This is a genomic window from Pelotomaculum propionicicum, assembly GCF_004369225.1.
Lineage (GTDB): Bacteria > Bacillota > Desulfotomaculia > Desulfotomaculales > Pelotomaculaceae > Pelotomaculum_B > Pelotomaculum_B propionicicum.
In genome coordinates, this window is the sequence record NZ_QFFZ01000040.1 from 1 (window position 1) to 18,807 (window position 18,807).

Below are 18,807 nucleotides of genomic sequence, written 5' to 3' on the forward strand. Positions count from 1 at the left end.
TGTACACGCTGAAGGAGGACGGTGAGCTGTCCTTTGACTACGCGGGCTGCCTGGAATGCGGCACCTGCAGGATTATTTGCCCGAAGGAGGGGGCGATCAGCTGGCAGTATCCCAGGGGCGGGTTTGGAATTAATTTCAGGTATGGTTAGGTTTTTAGGGAATTTGCTCTATCAAGAAGGCTTATGACGTAAAAACCTCAGAGAGAAGGGCATGGGTTATAGGTTGAAAAACCGTATCCCGTGCCTTTGGTTTAGCTGTCAACAAATTTGCGAGAATTGGTTAGTCTTGTTGTTTAAATAGCTGAAAGAAAGTAACAGGTGTAAGCTCCGCTGAGGAATTATTCTCAGAACCGGGGTGAGTAGCTAATGTGCTCTGTAAAAGCGGGCAGCGCACCGGAGTTCCACGCTAAGAGGTTTTTTATATTTTGACCTTTGTGGTATATTAAAATCTATAGAGAAATTTCTTGTGGTCAACGGAGGCTGCCTAACGTGAAGGAAATAAAAAAGCTTTTTGAGGAAAGCGAATCGGAAATAACAAAACTCATAATTGATAAGGCCGAGCAAGGCGGATATACCCGTTATACTTCGGCCAATATTAAGGACTGGTTACTCTCAGTAAGAGAGATAACCAAAGGTATTGTTAAGCTATGTTTAAGAAATGAAACAGATACTTTGTATGTGGATAGCAATTATGAAAGTGATGAAATTACAGCCTTTGGTATTAAAGAGGCCAGGTATCACCGTTCCCGCGGTGTGCCTCTTTCCATGTATCTGGGAATGGCAAAGAATTACCGGAAGGCTTTCCTGGCGGAAATAGGGAATTCCCACCTGGAGCCTGCAAGAAAAGAAAGCGTGCTTAAAAAAATAAATCTTTACTTTGACCAATTTGAAATCGGTTGCTGTATGGAATGGGAAAAGTCAACAACAGATCAAAAGTTATACGAGCTGCAAGAGGTAAACAGGCTGCTCGGCAACGAAATTAGCAGGCTTAGACACACCAATGGAGAAGTATTAGATTTTTTTAATAATTTCAGCAATGAAATGTGTACTAAAGTGAAAGAAATACTGGATCTTATGGAAAATCTTTTCAACCAGGATCTTGATGAAGAACAAAGGGAAAAGATTAAAGCCGTATATTTAAAAAGTAAACAGTTGCATACACTTTTAGGTGATATTCAGCAGAAGGCCAGAAGTGCAGTAGCTGGATCTTAACTATTCAGAGGTTATTCTAGGTTATTGTTGTTTTATAACTATTAGATAAAAACAAAGGAATTAATAGTGTTATGTAGAACAATGTCATAAAATATCAAAGGGGTGATCCGCCTGAGTAACACGGTCCATGATTGTAAGCAATGCGGTGAACCACTACAGGAAAATGTGCGCTTTTGTTCGATGTGCGGATGTCCTGTCTCGTTACTGTCTGAAGCCGGAACAGGAAAGTATGAACAGTTACTCAAAGATCAACAGTTCTTTCACGCCGTCTTTAATAGTTTATATCTTGGTGTAATAATTATGGATGACAGTGGTCGTATAAAAGAGACAAACCGATCGTTTAAGCGAATGACCGGTTATGATGAGGAGCCACTCCCCCCCGAAATCAATTATCTTAATGTTATTCACTCCGCTGATGCCCGGTTAAACAAAAAATACCTGGAAGAAATACTTCAGGGCAGGGTAAATCAGTTCAGTATCGAAACACGGGTTGTACGCAAAAGTGGCGGGTTTTTTTGGTGTAATATTTATGCTTCGAGTACAGGCTTGGAAAACCCCAAATCAATTATAGCCTTGATTACAGATCTCACCAGACAGAAGGAAGCGGAATCTGAAGTCCGCCACCTGGACGCGATATTATCTTCTTTGCATGAAACGTCGCTGGATATTATGAACCGCCTGGATTATATGGACCTTTTAGAAGCCATAGTTAAACGCGCCGTAAAACTGGCGAGAGCCAAGGATGGATACATTTATCTCCTGAACGAAGAAAAGAATGCGATGGAAATGAAGATTGGGATAGGCAGATACGAAAAGGCCAAAATGTTCCAGGTTCGTATCGATGAAGGTTTTGGCGGAAAGGTCTGGCGGACGGGGCAACCGGTAGTTCTGGAAAATTACAGCCTTTGGCCGGAAAGTTTATCTGACAATTTCTTCAGAAACTTGCGGGCGGCAATGGGTATACCCTTGAAATCAAACAACCAGGTAACAGGGGTGATTACCATCTCTTCGGATGAAGACGACCGGGTTTTCAGCAAAGACGAGGTGTTGTTGCTGAGCAGGTTTGCCTCCCTGGCTTCAGTTGCGATAGATAACGCCATGCTGGTTACCGCTCTGAAACAAGAAATATCTGAGAGAAAGCGGGCCGAGGAGGCCCTTTACGAATCTACTGAACTGGTAAGAACCATATTACAAAGCGCAAAAGACCTAATTTATGTAAAGAGTTCTAATTTAACATATTTATTTGCCAACCCGGTCCTGGCCAAATTCGTTGGAAAAGAACTTGATTCTATTATAGGCGGAAGTGACAGGGATTTGTATGATGCCGAAGTGGCAAATCATGCTGCGGAAGTGGACCAGAGAGTATTATCCGGTGAGGTTGTCTCTGAGGAGATAGAAATAAATATGAGAGGCGTCTTGCATAATTTTGAGTATATCAAAGTCCCCCTGCGGGACAAAGATGGCAAGGTAGTGGGTCTTTGCGGCATATCGCGGGACATCACCGAACGAAAAAAAGCGGAAGTCGCCATGCTGGAAGCTAAAGAAGCGGTGGCCCGCTCAGAAAAACTGGCCTCACTGGGTGTCATGGCGGCGGGCGTCGCCCACGAAATCAACCAGCCGCTGAATTCCATCAAGGTCGCGGCTACCGGTATACTCTACTGGTACAAGCATAAGAAAAAGCGCCCGTTAGAGGACATCATGGAGGAAGTAGCGGATATCTCTTCACAGGCTGACCGTATTGACCGGATCATAAAGCATATGCGTGCGCTGTCCCACAGCAAAGAGAGTCTGGACCTGGGGCCCTGCGATTTAAATAAAGTTGTGGAACAGGCTCTGGAGTTTGTCGGCAGTCAGCTTGCCGCCCATGGGATAGATGTCAGCCTGTCTTTACAAAAAGATCTGCCGCTTGTTTTGGGAACACTTACCGGCCTGGAGGAGGCTGTGATAAATTTGCTGGTCAATGCCATGCAGGCCATGGACATGGTTGTTAATGACCACAAAAAAATAATTATCATGACTGAATATGATAACAATGTTGTTCTAGAAATTAGTGATAATGGCCCGGGTGTAAAGCCTGAAATCAGTAAAAAGATCTTCGACCCATTCTTTACGACCAAAGTATCGGAGGAAAATATGGGATTCGGCCTGTCCATCGCCAATTCCATTGTAACATCCTGCAACGGAAAAATTAAAATATTAAGCGACGGGCTGCACGGAACCACTTTCCGGCTGGAATTCCCGGTGCTTGATATGCAAATTGTTTAGAACTGGGGAGACAGCGGGTGAATATTTTACTTGTTGATGATGATGCCAACAGCAGAATGTCTGTAGGCAGGTTCCTGCGGCAGTTGGGGCATGATGTTGTTGAATTCAACAATGCCAGGGATGCGCTGGCTGCTTATACCCAGAGTGATTATCCCATGGTTTTATCGGATATTAAAATGCCCGGAATGTCAGGCCTTGAATTGTTAAAGGCAATTCAATCACTGCCCAACGGTTGGCTGACAGATGTTGTTTTGTACACCGGGTATGGCGATATGGCTTCATCTATTGAAGCATTAAGGGAAGGCGCCTATGATTATTTATTGAAACCGGTGAACGCTGAAGAACTCGCGTCAATCACCGAGAGAATCGCCGAACACCAGGCCTTGCGGCGGGATAATAAGCTGCTCAAGGAATATTTTGACGAGGCTGTAACCGCTGCCACCCAAGAAACGCAGCAGGAGTTAAACAGGTTAAGAAGGCTTGTGGCCAAGTCAGAAGGCCTTGGCAATATCGGTATATTCTCTGACGAAATGAAAAAAATTGTTGAACTCGCTGCCAAGTACCATGCCGACCGGGCCCTGCCGGTTTTAATCGAAGGAGAAACCGGAACAGGTAAAGAAGTGATAGCCAGATTGGTACATTTCGGCGCCGGCATGAAAGGCGATGTCGGCCCATTTATAGATATAAACTGCGCTACTTTCAACCCCAATCTTTTTGAAAGCGAGTTGTTCGGCTATGATCCGGGAGCTTTCACGGGCGGTCTGGGCAAGGGACAAAAGGGAAAGCTTGATACAGCGACAGGCGGTACGATTTTTTTAGATGAGCTGGAGGAACTTCCCCTGGAACTGCAGGGTAAACTTTTACGGGTGATTCAGGATAAGGAATTCTACCGGGTTGGTGGTTTAAAAAAGATTAAAGTTGATGTGCGTTTTATCTGTGCAACCAACGTCAATCTGGCCAAGAAAGTAGAGGATGGGCATTTCCGGAAAGATTTATATTTCCGGTTAAAAGTCGGGCACATTGTTATTCCGCCTCTTCGTCAACGCTCTCAGGATATCTTGCCGCTGGCGCATATGTTCCTGAATGATTTTGCCCGCCAAAAAAAGAAGCGTTTCAAGAACATCAGCGATGCTGTGGCCAATATGTTGGCAGTTCATCAATGGCCGGGCAATGTGCGCGAATTGCGTAATGTAATAGAATGGGCGGTCTCCATGCACGATGATACCGAGCTAAGACCTCACCATCTCGAAATACTGGATATTATAAGCAAGACTCAGGAAAATGGTGTGAATAAAAATGATAGGCTAATTAATTTGACTGAGTTTGTACTTCCGGCAGAACACCTGCCTTTTGAAGATTACTGCAAAAGTATTATTAAAAAAGCGCTGGCAATGCATCATGGTAATAAAGTGAAAACGGCCGAGTACCTTGGCATCTCACGTCAAAGCCTTTATACCATGCTAAAAAATATTGATGATTAAAATAAAAATGGAATTACTTTCTCTTTATCTGCGAAGCCGCCGGACTCAGTGCCGGCGGCTTTTACCCTTTAATACATTGTTTTGGCGTTCATCAGTGCCTGAATGTCGTTGAGGGCTTCCCCGAAACGCTGGAAGTGGACCACTTCCCGCTCTCTTAAAAAACGCAGGGTGTCTTTGATGCCGGGGTCGTCGGTGAGTTGGATTAACCGCTCATAAGTGGCCCTGGCTTTTTGTTCGGCGGCCAGATCCTCGTGCAGGTCGGCAATGGGGTCGCCGGTGGCCTGAATGTAAGCGGCGGTCCATGGCACACCGGCGGCGTCAGCCGGGTAAACCGCCCGGTCGTGCTCGGCGAAATGCGCTCCCAGGCCGGCTTCCCTGAGCTGCTGGGCGGGCACACCTTTAACCAGCTTGTAGATCATAGTGGCGATGATTTCCCAGTGGGCCAGTTCCTCAGTACCGATGTCAGTAAGCAGCCCTTTGGCGTTGTTTACCAGTTGATATGAGAAGTACCTTTTAACAAGTTTTGCTTGCCCTTGTATTCATTTATTTTAGCAATGGCATGATAATATTATTCCAAATAATGTAACATTATAATACATTATAATACATGGTGCTTGCGTCTAAAGAATCTATATTTGAAATATCAATTACCAGCTTAACAGGGAGTGGGTTATCCAACAGCTGCGTAAAAAAGTTCAACCTGTAAAATTACAGGTTAAACTCTACTTCGATCCGGTTATCTGTATAGATTCTAACTTCCTTAATTGTATTGATGACAATCTCCCGGCGCTCGTCTGCGGTGGCGTTTTCCCAGATGCGGGTGAAGTTCTGCAAAATTTCCAATAATTCTTCCGTGTTTATCTTACGCTCGTTTTCTTCCTTGAGCCGGTTCTCCATCTCAATAATATGGTTATGAAGATATGCCTTTCGCTCTTTTAATTCTTTTACCCTTTCCACCAGCTCATCCGGTTCGAGCGCCCCTTTTTCAAAGGCGTCACACCATTTTTCAAGTTTCTTTTCAACCGAGTTGAAGTCTTTCCTGGCCTGGTTAATCCCACGGATGAAGGACCGTTTATCGCCGGCCGCGGCCAGAGATTCATTAACGGCCTGGCGGAGCAGGACCTTGTCATAACTGTAAATGTATAGTTGTTGAATAACCTCATTCTCAATTTCGTCAGCATGCTTGTAACCGCACCTGCAGTCCGGGTCGCGGACCATATGGCTGCTGCCGGTCTTGTCCTGGCTGTAGCAGACATAATATTTGGTAACTTTTTTAGGGCTAAGCCGGGGGTAGTTCTGCCAGACGTTTTTAACCCTCATCCTGGCGCCGCACTCGCCGCACCAGATAATCCCCGACAGAAGCCCGGTGTGTACCCCCGCGGCTGCGCGGACAGCCCCTTTGCTTTTAATTAAAACCTGCACCTCACGCCACTTCTCAGGGCTTATTATCGCCTCGTGTTTTCCCTGATACACACTTCCTTTATGATTAACCAGGCCGGCGTAAGCAGGGTTGGTCAGGATTTTGCGCACGCTTGTCTTATTCCATCTTTCGTCCGTTGGGCCGGGCACGCCCTTGCGCTCCAGCTCTCCGGCGATATAGCCATAGCCAAGTTTCCCCGACAGGTAGCGATCGTAAATCCACCTGATCTCCTGCGCCTGGATTTCGTCGATCTCCAGTTTTTTTGCCCCGAAGTTGTAGCGGTACCCGAACGGCGCCGGGCCGCCCATAAAGCGCCCCTGCCGGGCGCTCTCGTTTTTCGCCATGCGCACCCGCTCCACGATGGTTTCACGCTCCAGCTGGGCGAAGACGGCCATCATGCCCAGGGCGGCCTTGCCGAAGGGGGTGGTGGTGTCAAAGCTTTCGGTGACCGACTTAAACCCCACGCCGCCGGGCTCGAAGATTTCCTCCAGCAGGTAGAGCACGTCCTTTTGCCGGCGGGACAAGCGGTCAAGCTTAAGCACCAGGGCGGTGTTGAATTTCTTCGCGGCGGCGTCTTCGATGAGCCGCTGCATGGCCGGCCGGTCCAGGTCCTTGCCGCTGTAACCGTCGTCAACATAGAAGCCGTATACTTCCCAGCCGCGGGCCTGGCAGTAGGACAACAGGCGGGATTTCTGGGCGGGGATGGAGATGCCCTGCTCTGCCTGTTCGTCGGTGCTGACGCGGATGTAGCAAGCTGCTAACATTTTGATCTCCCAATTAATACATTTTACCTTTCAATACACATGCTTTATGCCTGTATTTCTTTTATTATAGATATATTCTTTAACGTCCCGCTTTGCTTAATATTTATCTAATTTTAAAAGGGCCAACCCCCTTTATAGTTTTGCAATATATCAATTGTAAGTAAGTGTAGGATGATCTATTTACAGTCAAACATTGAAGGATTAACCGGGGAATTCTCGAAATATGGAATTGCGCAGAAAATTTATTTTACAAAAATTTAATAACTGACAAAGTGTGATCAGGCGCAAATGATATATTTCCTTTAGAACCAGGCAAATAATTTTCCATAGGGGGTTAAAAATGAGAATTCTGCATACATCGGACTGGCATTTAGGGAGGATTTTTCACGGCATATACCTTACCGGTGACCAGGATCATGTCCTGCAGCAATTTATTCAGCTCGCCGGTGAGGTCAGGCCGGATGTGATATTAATTACCGGCGATATTTACGACCGGTCTGTCCCGCCCACTGAAGCAATCAAACTCCTGGACGAGGTGCTTTCCCGCATCCTGATGAATTACAAGGTCCCCATAATATTAATCACCGGCAACCATGACAGCCCGGACAGGCTCGGCTTCGGCGCCCGTTTATTGGCCATGCAGGGCCTGCACCTTATTGGACAGTTGACTGACAGGCTAAAACCAATCGTTATTCATGATTCATTTGGCCCGGTTTATTTTTGCCCGGCTCCCTACGTCGAGCCCCCGTTGGTAAGGGAAAGGCTGCTTGCGCCTGATGCGGTCAACCACGAGCAGGCAATGCTTTCTTTGATTCAGCATTTATCCGCGCCCATTCCTGAGGGTGTCCGCAGGGTAATTTTAGCCCATGCCTTTGCAGCCGGCGGCGAGGAAAGTGAATCAGAGCGGCCTCTTACTGTCGGCGGCAGCGGGACGGTCAGCGCCTCCTTATTCCAACCATTTAATTACGCGGCCCTGGGGCACCTGCACCAGCCGCAGGAAGTGGGAAGCGAGCATGTCCGCTATGCCGGCTCTTTGCTAAAATACTCGTTTTCCGAGGCGTCGCACCGGAAATCAGTGACCCTGGTGGAAATGGACGGCGCCGGCAAGACAGCGTTTGAAACAATTTCCCTTACACCCCGCCGGGACGTGCGCCGCCTGGAGGGGTACTTTACAGACATCCTGGCAGGGCCTAAAAACGGGGAGAGCAGGGACGACTACATTATGGTCACTTTGCGGGATACCGGCCCCATCATGGATGCTATCGGCAAGCTGCGCGAGGTGTATCCCAACGTGCTCCACCTCGAACGACCCTGTTTAACCGCGGGAGGGGAACTGCGCGGGCCCGGCGCCGACCACCGCCGCCTGAGCGAAGCGGAGCTTTTCTCCTCATTTTTTGAACAGGTCACCGGTACACCGCTTTCCGGTGACCAGAATAAAGCTTTTGCTGAAACCCTGGAACAATTTTACCGGCGGGAGAGGGAGGTGCGGGCATGAAGCCGGTTAAGCTTATAATCAGCGCCTTTGGCCCTTATGCCGGCACGCAGGTAATAGATTTTACCGAGCTTGGCGAGAGATCTTTCTTCCTGATCCACGGCCCCACCGGTTCAGGCAAAACTACCATTCTCGACGCCGTCTGTTTTGCCCTTTACGGTGACACCAGCGGCGCGGAGCGCAAGGGCGAGCAGATGCGCAGCGGCCATGCGGACTTAACTGAACCTACTGAGATCACTTTCGACTTTGCCATAGGAGCTGATACTTTTCGCATACTGCGCTACCCCGAGCAGGAGCGGCCCAAGAAGCGGGGGGAAGGAACCACCAGCATGCCGGCAAACGCCACCATGTGGAAGAGGACCGGCGTCACTGAGGACGCTGAAGAAGGCGCCGTCCTGGCCAGCGGGTGGAGCAAGGTCACCGAGGTCGTGGAGAAGCTGCTCGGCTTTAAGAGCAGCCAGTTCCGGCAGGTGGTAATGCTCCCCCAGGGCGATTTTCGCAGGCTGCTGACGGCAGATTCAAAGGAGCGCCAGGCGATAATGGAGATCCTGTTCCGGACGGAATTTTACCGCCGCATCGAAGAGTCCTTAAAAGAGTCGGCTAAAAGGCTCCAGGCTGAAATTGAGCAGCTGACGAATCAAAAAGCATGGGTGCTGCAAAATGCCGGAGCGGCGACACGGGATGAACTGGAACAGCAATATAGATCAAATCTTGAGCAGCAGGCAGAAGTGCAAAAAAACATTGAAAAATGCCGCGCAGCCCTGAAAGAAGCGCAGGACCGCTTAGAAGCCGGCAGGCAGGTCCTGGAAAAGCTGAAGGAGAAAGAGGGCGCTGAAAAAGCTGTCAAAGAGCTGGAGCAGAATGCTGAGGAAATAGAGGCCAAACGTTCTGAATTAACCAGGGCCAACCGGGCTGCCGGTCTCGCGGACGCGGAAAACCTCCTGAAGACCAGGCAGCAGGAGGCCGATACAGCAGCCACTCATTTGGGAAACAAAAAGTTTGTAAAAAATGAAGCGGAGTCAGCAAGCGAAACAGCGGCAAAAGAATTGGCGGCCGAGGTGGAAAAGGGGCCGGAGCGTGAGGCCGCCGGCCGAGAAGTGGCCCGGCTGGAGGCCCTCACTGAAAAAGTTACCGCCCTTGCCGGGGCGCGCCAGGCGGTCAGCGATGCTGAAAAGAAAGTAAAAGAAGCTGAAACGGGACAAAGAAGCGCGCAGGGTTCCCTTGACGCCGTCCGCAAGTCAATAGAAGAAAAATCAGCGGCATATACAGAGGCGAAAACCACGGCAGACCAGGCGGCAGCCCTGGAAGCAGCCTGCCGGGCAGCCGAACAGGTAAGCATTAAAAGGCAGTCGCTGGAGAAATTCCGCGGGGATCTGGCTGCAGCCCGGAAATCATATAACCTGGCAGAAAACAAATTCCGGCAGGCCGAGACCCGTTATGCCGCGGCCAGGGAAGAACTGGCCGTCCTGCAGGAACAATGGAACAGGGGGCAAGCCGCCATCCTGGCCGGCGGTTTAACCAGGGGTGAGCCCTGTCCGGTATGCGGTTCACTGGACCACCCGAACCCTGCCGCGCCTGGAGCCAGCCTGCCCTCGGAGGCGGACCTGAAAGCCCGCCAGAAGTATGTAGTTGACCTCGAGGCTGCCCTTAACAAAGCCAGAGTTGAATTCAGTGACATAAAGACAGTAAAATCAACAGCCCGGAGCAGGACAGAGGACCTGGAAAAGGAACTGGGCGAAAACGCTGATATTGATTTAGCTGTTTTGCAAGCTAAAGTCGGCAAAGCCAGAGGGCTCTGGTCGGAAGCCCGCCAGTCAGTAGAAACTGTTTCTGCGCTGGAGGACGGGATTAAGAAACTGAAGGAGCGGGAAGAGGCTGCCGGTCAGCAGTTAGAAACCAGCAAAAAGGAATATCAGAAAGCTTATACGGGACTGGAAACTGCCCGGGCTGTTTTACGTGAACGCGAGTCATCCGTTCCTGAAAACCTGCGCGACGCAGCAGCTTTGAGCAAAGCCCAGCTGGAAGCCAGGCACAAGAGGGACATGCTCACGGCAAACTATGAGCTGGCTAAAAAAACAGCGGATGGAGCAAAGCAGGCGCTGGCCATGGCGGAAGCGGCTGAAAAAGAAGCTTTTACAAACTGGCAGACGGCTGTGAGGCTGGCGGAAGATGAAATACGTTCATTCCAGAAGCGCCTTGAGTCAGCGGGCTTTGGCTGTCTGAAAGAATACCAGGAAGCCAGGAAAACGCCGGAAGAGATTCAAGTAATGGAAAGGTACATCAAAAATTTTGACGAGAACATCCATGCCGCCAGGGACCGCCTGGCGCGTGCCGCCGGAGCGGCAGAGGGCTTGGTTGAGCCGGACATGGACAAACTGGCCCAGGAAGAAGCTGAAATAAAAGAAGAGCATGATCAATTGCTGATAAAGGAAGGCTTGCTCCAGTCACAGGTAAAGGAAGGAAACAGGAGCCTGAAGAAGCTCCAGGAACTCGAAGGTCAATTGAAGGGCCTGGAGGACCGCTACCTGGTGTTCGGGCGCCTCTCCGAAGTGGCCAACGGCAGGAACAAATATGGCCTGACCTTCCAGCGCTTTGTGCTTGGAGCGCTGCTGGACGACGTCACCATAGCCGCCACCGGGCGACTTAAATTAATGAGCCGCGGCCGCTACCACCTCCAGCGCACCACGGAACTGGCCCGGAGAAACGCCGCCGGCGGCTTGGACCTGGAGGTCTTCGATACATATACCGGCGCCGCCAGGAACGTGGCCACACTTTCCGGCGGAGAAACCTTCCTGGCCTCCCTGTCGCTGGCCCTCGGCCTGGCCGACGTGGTCCAGTCCTACTCGGGCGGCATCCACCTGGATACCATTTTCGTGGACGAAGGCTTCGGCACCCTTGACCCCGAATCACTGGACTTTGCCATGCGGGCCCTGATCGACCTGCAAAAAGGCGGCCGCCTGGTGGGGATCATCTCCCATGTGCCGGAATTAAAAGAACGCATCGACGCCAGGCTGGAGGTCCAGCCAACCGACCGGGGTAGTGTGGCTGGGTTTAGGATAGTTTAAGCTACAATGCATAAAGGCACGGCCAGGCTCATCATAAGATCGTCAGTGAATTTGGTGATTTAAGCGCAGTGCAATTTATCTCCCGCAGCAATTCTTATATTTCTTACCGCTGCCGCAGGGACATGGCTCGTTTCTGCCGATTTTCCGGACGCGCCTGGGCTGGGAGGAGGGAAAAGGCAGCAGGCTGGATTTCTCCGCGGCAGAAAGCTCGCTGGGTGTGTGGCCATAATTGCTCCAAAGCCTGGTGTTGTTTTGCACATCAACTATCAGACGCATTGTCACGCCTGCCTGCTCCCTGTTGTCAAACACAACGCCAGCTGAATCCAGCAGATCAAAGTATTCCTGCATCCTTGCTCCGGCCGCGCACATGTCATGGATTTCATCGAGGATGTCCAGGACCGGTTCGGGATCAGAGATCAACTCTGACAGGTGTGACTTTAAAGCGGCAAGCTGCGGCGTTATCTCGTAATAATCCCAATCGGAATATTTTAAAAACTCATCCCGTGGCGGAGTATACCTGGGCTTGCCTTTTCTTTTTGCCAGCAGACGGGGTACTCCCTGAAAATCATCCTCCTCAAAGTCAGAGTCAACAATATATTCGTCCCAGAAACAATATCCCGCATCCATGTACACATAAGTCAGCAAAATGGGAAACATCTCATCGATGCTGGTTTGCCTGTCGTTTTGGCTGTTAAATAACGCGACGAAATCGTCCTGGCTGATGGCGCCATAAAGCGAGACGGCTGCAATAGCATAACTGTTCAGCAGGTCGCGGAATCGCTTTTCCTCCGGGAAACCTGTTTTTACCAGTTTCCTATATGCGGCTTTAATCTCATCCGGCACTACGAAAAACAACTTGTCCTCGAAATAAAAGGATTGGAGCAGGCCCAGGCACTGGGATGTGCTGTAGGAGTCTATATACACTTTACCGGTCTGCAAGTATTTTTTGGCGGCGACCCTTTGAAAGAAATCCCATTCTGTTTCATCAATGGCAAAGAGGCAGGTGCGGAGGTTGTCAGCCTGCTGCAATGTTTCGGCGATTGAGGAAATCAGTGGCGATTTCGGCAGTTTGCCGCAGCACTGCATTAAAAAACTCGGCGGGCATGCCGGCGAATTATATGTCGCAGCAGAGCTGTCAAAGAGAGGTATTCCCAATTCTCTGCTGCCTTAGAGTTTTCTGATGACGACATATGGATAATGAGGTGCCTTGAATATGGTCATTAAGACATGAGCAAAAAAGATTTGGCAGGCGGTTACGTGTTATTCGTGGTGAAAAGCGATCAATTGCACCCGCTGTTTCAGAAAAAGCACCTGGGCGAATTCTGCTCAAGAATAAAAGCCATCAACAACGGTGAGGAAATAACCTTCGAGCAGATGATCATTACCGACAATATGGACAGGGAAGACCTGATTATCATAGACAGGCAGGTGACCGATGAACAATTAAGACTAAAGAGGATGGACCTCCTGGCATTGAAGCAGGTGGAAGCCCGGAAATTCGGCTTTTTGGTTATAGAAGTCAAGCTGGGCAACAGCCCTGAACTGAGGGAAAAAGTAGCAGAGCAGCTGGATTTTTACGTGTCGCATATCAGGAACCAATTTATTTAAGAAGGTGAACAAAAATGACACAATCATTGCAAATAGGATGGATTGATTACGGCAGCCGTGACAGGAGTATCATCAAAGACCAAAACACCTTTCTGCGTTACGTCGCTTTTCTGCTTTCTGATGATTATCTGCTCGCCGCATTGGAGCAGGCCGAGCAAAAGGCAGCGTCGGCAAAAGGCTGGAATCTGCATGGCTACGACATGCCGGTGCCGGTACTCTATGAAAACATGCTGCGTGCTGCAGCTAAGTCTCCCGAAAAATTGCGAGAGGTCGACGCGATTAGTGTATAACTTCTCAAACCCGGGCGGCACGACCTTCCAATCCGGTTGATCTGGAGCAGCGTGAGGGGCGGATCAACCGCTACAAGTGTCTTGCCATACGGCAAAATATCGCAAAGAAATATGGTTATAAAGGCTTTAATGAAGACATCTGGTGCGAGATGTTTGAAAGGGCCAACCAGGAGGAAAAGCGTGGCATGTGTCCCGAACTGGTACCTTTTTGGTGCCTGCCGGACCATGACAAGATGATTAAAATCGAGCGGATTGTGCCGATGTACCCTCTGAGTAAGGATCAGGCAAAGTATGAACATCTTATATTTAAACAGCGTGCCGGCCAGCGCGTCCTTGAGCTCGTTGGTGTGGCCGGCCAAAGCTGACCCTTTCTGCTGCAGCAGGCTGAGGTATATAACAAGCGCTTTTTCAGGACTGATAGAGGGGAGGTAGCCCACGTCAAGGCGGTACAGGCCTTCTTTCTTGGAAGTATTCCTTTCCAGCCTGACAAAAGCAAGTCTTCCTGGTATATTGGCTGCGGCCTTGTATGTGACATTGGAAGAAGGCAGAGAAAAGACAGTTCAAATCCGTGCCGGACGAATCAACGAGCTAAAGCCTCATGTGGGATTAGAGGAAGCACGGCGAGCAGTTGAGGAAGTAGACGCTTTGATGATAGATTCAGAAAGATATTCCATTAATTGAGAGGCTGGAGTCTCTATATAGGTAGTACTTATTGTGGTTCGTGAGCTTGCATCACTACAAAAAGCCTTTGGGAATATAGAATAAAGTTACCGGTCATTATCACTGCCGGGGCTTTTTCTTTTCTTCTTCTAAAATTCGTTTGGCTACATTTATCATTACTCTGATTGCTTTAACTACCTTTAGCTGCTCCGGGGCAAGTTCCTTTTTCATGCTGTATTTTATGATAAGAACAGCCCCGTTGGTTACTCATTTCATATCAACTGGTAAGCAGCCCTTTAGCCTTATCGGTGGGCATGGTATAACGCTGGGTCAGGTAGCGGACTCCGGCGGAAAGTTCACTGTCGGGCCCGCCGTACTGGGCCATCAGGAATTTGGCCATGCCTATGTCATTTCTAAACACCCGCACCGGATATTCCAGTTTTTTTTCATACATCCACATAGTCTTTGTCCTTTCCTATTCGTATTCGATTTCCCAGGGCCAGGGACTCTGGATCCATAGCCACTGGTTGTGCGGCGGCGTGCAGCCGGTGGCTGTCAAGGGCCCGTAGATTTCCTCATAACGCCTGACTGCTTCCAGCAACTGGTTCCTGACAGCGTAAAAGTCCCTGAGTGCCGCCTGATCCTGGGGGTGTGTGTCCAGGAACAGATTCAGCTCAATCGCTACAAATTCCAATTCCTGTATTGTCCTGAGCATAGCCAGTCTTTCATCCATTCCAATATCCACCTCCGTTAATTTAATTGGGGACATTCCTTCGCATGTATTAACTGCAAATAAAATATCGAATAAAAATTAACAGATACATAAAAAAGCAACAAGTTTAAACTGTTCAAGAAGGTGTGTCCCCGTTCCCTAAAAGGGGTAAGGGCTGTAAAGATCGGGGAAAATTGTGCCCTTTTCCAGTGCTTCAGCGGGATTGAAGATAGGGCCGTACTTTTGCCAGATGACATAGGACTGGGCGAGGCGGGCCTGCGGGAAAATTCCTTCCGCCTGGACCTCCGTTGCGGCGGCTTCAGCCTTAATCTCACTGGACTGGCGGTTTTCTTTGTCTTCTTTTCTTTCCGCTTTTACAGGCTGCCTGCCGAAAAACGGGTGGGACGCTCTTAAGAACATGTAACACCATCCTCTTATGCCAGTATTTCTCATGCTTTAGCTTATGTTTTTTTGCATGGAGTGTTCCTGAAAAGCCAATTTTGGCTAATAAAAAAGCCGGAAGTTTGCACTTCCGGCTAATACATTGGGGACATATCTCGTCCGTAGGGATAGGCTCAAGGTAGAGGTGTGTCCCCTTTCCTTAGGCAAAAAAACTTCGGACAAAATCTAGCACTTTAAAGCGATACTCAACAGTCACCACTTCTTTTTCAGCCCGGGCCAAACCTGTTTCCACGGTGCCGGGCGGGGTTATTGGGAGAACTTCCGGCTCCGGCGGCTTGCCGCTGCTTTCTTTGCTCTCCGGCGGCGGGTTTCTGTCTGTTGATACTGCCTGCACGGGTTGTGGGCTTTCAGCCATCTTGGACATGTCCACAAAACAAAGGGGCGGGAAGAGTACGCACCACCAGTTGGCCCCGCCTCCTGCGCCGATAGTCACTTTTACCGCTTCGTAATCACCGGCGGGAAGTATGAAAGGGCCGTAATGCTTGGTGGGGAAAGAGAAACTGTCCATCTCCACCTGGACCGGGTATGTTTTTCCCTGTGCTTTAATTTCCCGGTCGGCAACTTCTTTGATGCCTGCCAGGTTAGCCCTGGCGATCGACCTGGCGGAATCCAGGTTGTCAGCCTTGATCAATGCAGGCTGTGTATACCGGATGATTTCATCCCTGACTTTTCTTTTCAGTTCCTGGTCGGAGGCGCTGTCACTGTTGGCCACCACGTGCAGCCTGATTAAATGGCCGGGGGCGTATACCGTCTCCTGTGATTTATCCCGCATGCTGTAAATCAGCGCCGCTCCCGGCAGTATCAAAAAAACACTCAAAATAATTACCATTTTTTTCTTCAACCGCGGTTACCTCATTTCCCGGGCAATTTTAATAACTGGTTATAGTATCACCAACTGGAAGGCATGATTAACATTCCCTAAAAAAATAGTTATATTTTCCAGTTAGTTGGCACCCCTTAATTTTTTTTAATTAACCGTATTAACTGTATAGGAACTTAAGTCCGGAAGGGAGGGATATGGATATACCAGGATAAAGGTCAGGATTTAACCAAAGAACTAAAAACGGGGGTGCACGGAATGTTTAAAAAGGGTAGTATTACCTTACTGTTAGCCGCTATTTTGGTGCTGGTGATGGCAAGCGCTTCTTACGCCAGCCCTGGTCACGGCAATGGCAATGGTAATAGTATTGGAAATGGTAAAGGAAAATGGAAAATTAAAATTCAGAGCGATGTCAAAACCAATAAGTTAACTGATGTGAATTCACACTGGGCCGAACAGCCTGTCCGTTTCATGATAACGCAGGGAATAGTAACAGGTTACCCTGATTTCACCTTCAGGCCTAACAATCCGGTGACAAAATACGAAGCGATTATGATGATTTCCAGGGCATCAGGCTTTGACGGAACGGCAGACGAGGACCTTGATTTAGACGATAATGTGCCGGACTGGATGAGGGAGTGTATGAATTACGCCGTCGAAGAAGGGATCCTGACTGAAGCTGAAGCCGAAAGATTTAAAGGATGGGAGCCGGCTAAAAGGTACGAGGTGGCAATCTGGGCGGCCAGGGCTATAGGTTTGGAAGAGGATGACCAGACTTCCTTCGAGGATGATGACGAGATACCGTATTTCGCCAGATCGTACATAGGCGGGATGTGTAAAAACCGCTATATGGTCGGGTATCCAGGCAATATGTTTCAGCCCAACAGACCTGTAACCAGGGCGGAGATGGCGTCTATCATTTACCGGATCATGCTGGCTGAGTCAGAGGGAATCTACGATAATGACGACAGCGATAATGACTCTGACCTTGAAATTGTCAGTCTGTCTCCCGCTGACGGAAGTGAAGATGTTGACCCGGACATCACCAAGCTGACCGCCAAGTTTAACATGGCAATTGAGGCGGCGGATGACATGGAAAGTGTCACGGACGGCGTCAAAGTGAAAAATGTTACCGAAGATGAATATATTGACATAGATGAGGTATCTATAGACGGCAGGTACCTGTATATTGAACTGGAGGATTCGCTCGCGGACGACAAAACATACCGCGTTACTATTGATGAGGATATCATAGAGGCCGAAGAGTCCGGGGAAAACTTCGACGGGCTGAGCGGCGGCGAGTGGGAATTCAGCACAGGTGATGCTGAAGAAGAAGAGGATTTTGATATTGTAAGTCTGAGCCCCGCCGACGGGGACGATGACGTGAACGGGCCGGACACCCGGGTCCTCAAAGCTGAATTCAGCGATGACATTCGGGTGATTTCCGGCAAGGATCTGGATAACGCTGCACGGGTCTACAATAAAACAGAAGAAGAATATGTGGATATAGAAAGTATTGAAATTGATGAAGACACGCTGGTTATCACTTTGGAAGAGCCGCTTGCTGAGGACAGCACTTTTGAGGTCACGATTAAGGCTGACTATCTTGAAGAAGAAGACAGCGGGGTAAATTTTGAAGGTCTCACAGGATCAGACTGGAGATTTGAAACCAATTAATCACAAGCGAAATACGCGGCGATTAAGAAGCGGTCAGGGGACGCCCCGGCCGCTTTTTTATTTAAAAGTAAATTTTTTTTTGCCCAAAAGAAGGAATAATCTTGTTAATGTAGAAAGTTTGTAGTTACTTTGTACTCATTTTGTGGACAGCACCGGTTTAACGGCAGGAGCAGATTAATATGAAAATTGAAATAAGGGGCGCTGAAAGACTCAGTTTCAGGGAACGGCAGGTTGTGACTTTAAAAGAGATGGGCTATTCAACGGACAGGGTAGCCAAACAGCTCAATTTAAGCCCCAGCACTGTCTCAACATTATACAGCCGGGCCAGGACCAAAGGGTACGAAGTGGTGATCGTCATACCCGGTCAAAACCTGGCTCTCTTTGGAATTGACGAGGAAGAGGAGGTTAAGCAGTGAACCAGCCTTTAAGGAAGGAATGGGAAGAATTTTATCCACTGGAGAAAAAGGCTGCGACCGGCAGGCGGCCCCGGCCTAAAAAATCCTTCAATTTGTCCCGCAGCAGGATACCGGCATTAATAGGTGTGTTCCTCCTGGCGTACATGGCTTTTTCTTTCTACGGGCAGTTCAACAAGCTTGCCAACATGCGCAAGGACGTCAGTAATATCCAGCAGCAGGTGCAGGATTTGCAGCAAAAAAACGCCACCCTGCGTGAAGAGCTGCGCATGGTGCAAAGCGACGCCTATATTGAAAAAACCGCCCGGGAGAAGATAGGCCTGATCAAGCCGGGCGAGACCAGAGTAATCCCGGTGGAGCCGGGGACCCAGGTAAAGGGAATTCAAAGCCCTTCGTCACAAAATGTTGTAGCTGACTAAAGTTAAATATAGAAAACCCAGATGTTTCTTGACACTCTCCGTTTAATT

At 49.1% G+C, this 18,807-nt stretch carries 19 protein-coding genes and 1 pseudogene; 13 read left to right on the plus strand and 7 right to left on the minus strand.

The window, feature by feature from the left end:
- The 4 genes from Pmgp_RS14550 to Pmgp_RS14565 all read left to right on the plus strand — a co-directional run.
- Positions 1 to 149 (plus strand): ferredoxin family protein (locus tag Pmgp_RS14550; protein ID WP_192902944.1); only part of this gene is annotated, 149 nt, incomplete at its 5' end.
- Between the two features lie 339 nt (positions 150 to 488).
- Positions 489 to 1,211 carry a hypothetical protein gene (locus Pmgp_RS14555; protein ID WP_134214705.1) on the plus strand — a complete coding sequence of 241 codons (723 nt, stop codon included), beginning with the start codon at positions 489 to 491 and terminating at the stop codon, positions 1,209 to 1,211.
- A gap of 180 nt (positions 1,212 to 1,391) precedes the next feature.
- A complete protein-coding gene (locus Pmgp_RS14560) occupies positions 1,392 to 3,476 on the plus strand; it encodes a GAF domain-containing sensor histidine kinase (RefSeq protein ID WP_134214706.1) in 2,085 nt (694 codons plus the stop codon).
- 17 nt (positions 3,477 to 3,493) lie between these two features.
- A complete protein-coding gene (locus tag Pmgp_RS14565) occupies positions 3,494 to 4,957 on the plus strand; it encodes a sigma-54-dependent transcriptional regulator (protein ID WP_134214707.1) in 1,464 nt (487 codons plus the stop codon).
- 68 nt (positions 4,958 to 5,025) lie between these two features.
- Here Pmgp_RS14565 and Pmgp_RS14570 read toward each other — a convergent pair whose 3' ends face one another.
- Both Pmgp_RS14570 and Pmgp_RS14575 read right to left on the minus strand, forming a co-directional pair.
- Complete coding sequence (locus Pmgp_RS14570; RefSeq protein ID WP_134214708.1) at positions 5,026 to 5,496, minus strand: manganese catalase family protein; 471 nt, start codon at positions 5,494 to 5,496, stop codon at positions 5,026 to 5,028.
- Between the two features lie 169 nt (positions 5,497 to 5,665).
- The gene (locus Pmgp_RS14575) at positions 5,666 to 7,141 is read right to left on the minus strand and encodes a recombinase family protein (RefSeq protein ID WP_134214709.1); all 1,476 of its coding nucleotides are present in this window, start codon (positions 7,139 to 7,141) and stop codon (positions 5,666 to 5,668) included.
- Positions 7,142 to 7,481: 340 nt separating this feature from the next.
- Here Pmgp_RS14575 and Pmgp_RS14580 point away from each other — a divergent pair, with 340 nt between their 5' ends.
- Both Pmgp_RS14580 and Pmgp_RS14585 read left to right on the plus strand, forming a co-directional pair.
- Entirely contained in the window at positions 7,482 to 8,636 is a 1,155-nt protein-coding gene (locus Pmgp_RS14580) for an exonuclease SbcCD subunit D (protein WP_134214710.1), read from the plus strand.
- Positions 8,633 to 11,698, plus strand: coding sequence for an AAA family ATPase (locus tag Pmgp_RS14585; RefSeq protein ID WP_134214711.1), 3,066 nt, complete (start codon positions 8,633 to 8,635; stop codon positions 11,696 to 11,698). The genes Pmgp_RS14580 and Pmgp_RS14585 overlap by 4 nt, the downstream gene beginning before the upstream one ends.
- A gap of 75 nt (positions 11,699 to 11,773) precedes the next feature.
- On the opposite strand, the gene Pmgp_RS14590 is transcribed toward Pmgp_RS14585, so the two are convergent.
- Entirely contained in the window at positions 11,774 to 12,853 is a 1,080-nt protein-coding gene (locus Pmgp_RS14590) for a YecA family protein (RefSeq protein ID WP_153189226.1), read from the minus strand.
- 72 nt (positions 12,854 to 12,925) lie between these two features.
- Here Pmgp_RS14590 and Pmgp_RS14595 point away from each other — a divergent pair, with 72 nt between their 5' ends.
- The 4 genes from Pmgp_RS14595 (at position 12,926) to Pmgp_RS14615 (ending at position 14,277) form a co-directional block, all read left to right on the plus strand.
- Positions 12,926 to 13,306, plus strand: coding sequence for a hypothetical protein (locus Pmgp_RS14595; protein WP_134214713.1), 381 nt, complete (start codon positions 12,926 to 12,928; stop codon positions 13,304 to 13,306).
- 14 nt (positions 13,307 to 13,320) lie between these two features.
- Positions 13,321 to 13,596: a hypothetical protein gene (locus Pmgp_RS14600; protein WP_134214714.1), complete on the plus strand. Its 276-nt coding sequence runs from the start codon at positions 13,321 to 13,323 to the stop codon at positions 13,594 to 13,596.
- A gap of 149 nt (positions 13,597 to 13,745) precedes the next feature.
- Positions 13,746 to 13,961, plus strand: a complete 216-nt coding sequence (locus Pmgp_RS14605) for a hypothetical protein (protein ID WP_134214715.1) — start codon at positions 13,746 to 13,748, stop codon at positions 13,959 to 13,961.
- 97 nt (positions 13,962 to 14,058) lie between these two features.
- Positions 14,059 to 14,277: a hypothetical protein gene (locus Pmgp_RS14615; RefSeq protein ID WP_134214716.1), complete on the plus strand. Its 219-nt coding sequence runs from the start codon at positions 14,059 to 14,061 to the stop codon at positions 14,275 to 14,277.
- Between the two features lie 262 nt (positions 14,278 to 14,539).
- Here Pmgp_RS14615 and Pmgp_RS14620 read toward each other — a convergent pair.
- From Pmgp_RS14620 to spoIIR, 4 genes and pseudogenes are all read right to left on the minus strand, one after another.
- Positions 14,540 to 14,716, minus strand: a pseudogene (locus tag Pmgp_RS14620) (manganese catalase family protein); the annotation flags it as partial.
- A 15-nt stretch (positions 14,717 to 14,731) separates the two neighbouring features.
- A complete protein-coding gene (locus tag Pmgp_RS14625; protein ID WP_134214717.1) occupies positions 14,732 to 14,989 on the minus strand; it encodes a spore coat protein CotJB in 258 nt (85 codons plus the stop codon).
- A 138-nt stretch (positions 14,990 to 15,127) separates the two neighbouring features.
- Complete coding sequence (locus tag Pmgp_RS14630) at positions 15,128 to 15,388, minus strand: spore coat associated protein CotJA (protein WP_134214718.1); 261 nt, start codon at positions 15,386 to 15,388, stop codon at positions 15,128 to 15,130.
- Positions 15,389 to 15,569: 181 nt separating this feature from the next.
- Positions 15,570 to 16,271: a stage II sporulation protein R gene (gene spoIIR, locus Pmgp_RS14635; RefSeq protein WP_243119878.1), complete on the minus strand. Its 702-nt coding sequence runs from the start codon at positions 16,269 to 16,271 to the stop codon at positions 15,570 to 15,572.
- A gap of 237 nt (positions 16,272 to 16,508) precedes the next feature.
- On the opposite strand from spoIIR, the gene Pmgp_RS14640 reads away from it, so the two are divergent.
- From Pmgp_RS14640 to Pmgp_RS14650, 3 genes are all read left to right on the plus strand, one after another.
- Positions 16,509 to 17,927 carry an S-layer homology domain-containing protein gene (locus Pmgp_RS14640; protein ID WP_134214719.1) on the plus strand — a complete coding sequence of 473 codons (1,419 nt, stop codon included), beginning with the start codon at positions 16,509 to 16,511 and terminating at the stop codon, positions 17,925 to 17,927.
- A gap of 179 nt (positions 17,928 to 18,106) precedes the next feature.
- Positions 18,107 to 18,343, plus strand: coding sequence for a helix-turn-helix transcriptional regulator (locus Pmgp_RS14645; RefSeq protein ID WP_134214720.1), 237 nt, complete (start codon positions 18,107 to 18,109; stop codon positions 18,341 to 18,343).
- Complete coding sequence (locus Pmgp_RS14650) at positions 18,340 to 18,759, plus strand: FtsB family cell division protein (RefSeq protein ID WP_134214721.1); 420 nt, start codon at positions 18,340 to 18,342, stop codon at positions 18,757 to 18,759. The genes Pmgp_RS14645 and Pmgp_RS14650 overlap by 4 nt, the downstream gene beginning before the upstream one ends.
- The last annotated feature ends 48 nt before the right edge of the window (positions 18,760 to 18,807 follow it).

Bases quoted from the DNA above. Each gene is read 5' to 3' on its own strand.
- Pmgp_RS14560 (WP_134214706.1), top strand. From the start codon at position 1,392: ATGTGCGGATGTCCTGTCTCGTTACTGTCTGAAGCCGGAACAGGAAAG.
- Pmgp_RS14575 (WP_134214709.1), bottom strand. From the start codon at position 7,141: ATGTTAGCAGCTTGCTACATCCGCGTCAGCACCGACGAACAGGCAGAG.
- Pmgp_RS14580 (WP_134214710.1), top strand. From the start codon at position 7,482: ATGAGAATTCTGCATACATCGGACTGGCATTTAGGGAGGATTTTTCAC.
- Pmgp_RS14585 (WP_134214711.1), top strand. From the start codon at position 8,633: ATGAAGCCGGTTAAGCTTATAATCAGCGCCTTTGGCCCTTATGCCGGC.
- Pmgp_RS14595 (WP_134214713.1), top strand. From the start codon at position 12,926: ATGAGCAAAAAAGATTTGGCAGGCGGTTACGTGTTATTCGTGGTGAAA.
- Pmgp_RS14600 (WP_134214714.1), top strand. From the start codon at position 13,321: ATGACACAATCATTGCAAATAGGATGGATTGATTACGGCAGCCGTGAC.
- Pmgp_RS14605 (WP_134214715.1), top strand. From the start codon at position 13,746: ATGTTTGAAAGGGCCAACCAGGAGGAAAAGCGTGGCATGTGTCCCGAA.
- Pmgp_RS14625 (WP_134214717.1), bottom strand. From the start codon at position 14,989: ATGGATGAAAGACTGGCTATGCTCAGGACAATACAGGAATTGGAATTT.
- Pmgp_RS14630 (WP_134214718.1), bottom strand. From the start codon at position 15,388: ATGTTCTTAAGAGCGTCCCACCCGTTTTTCGGCAGGCAGCCTGTAAAA.
- Pmgp_RS14640 (WP_134214719.1), top strand. From the start codon at position 16,509: ATGTTTAAAAAGGGTAGTATTACCTTACTGTTAGCCGCTATTTTGGTG.
- Pmgp_RS14645 (WP_134214720.1), top strand. From the start codon at position 18,107: ATGAAAATTGAAATAAGGGGCGCTGAAAGACTCAGTTTCAGGGAACGG.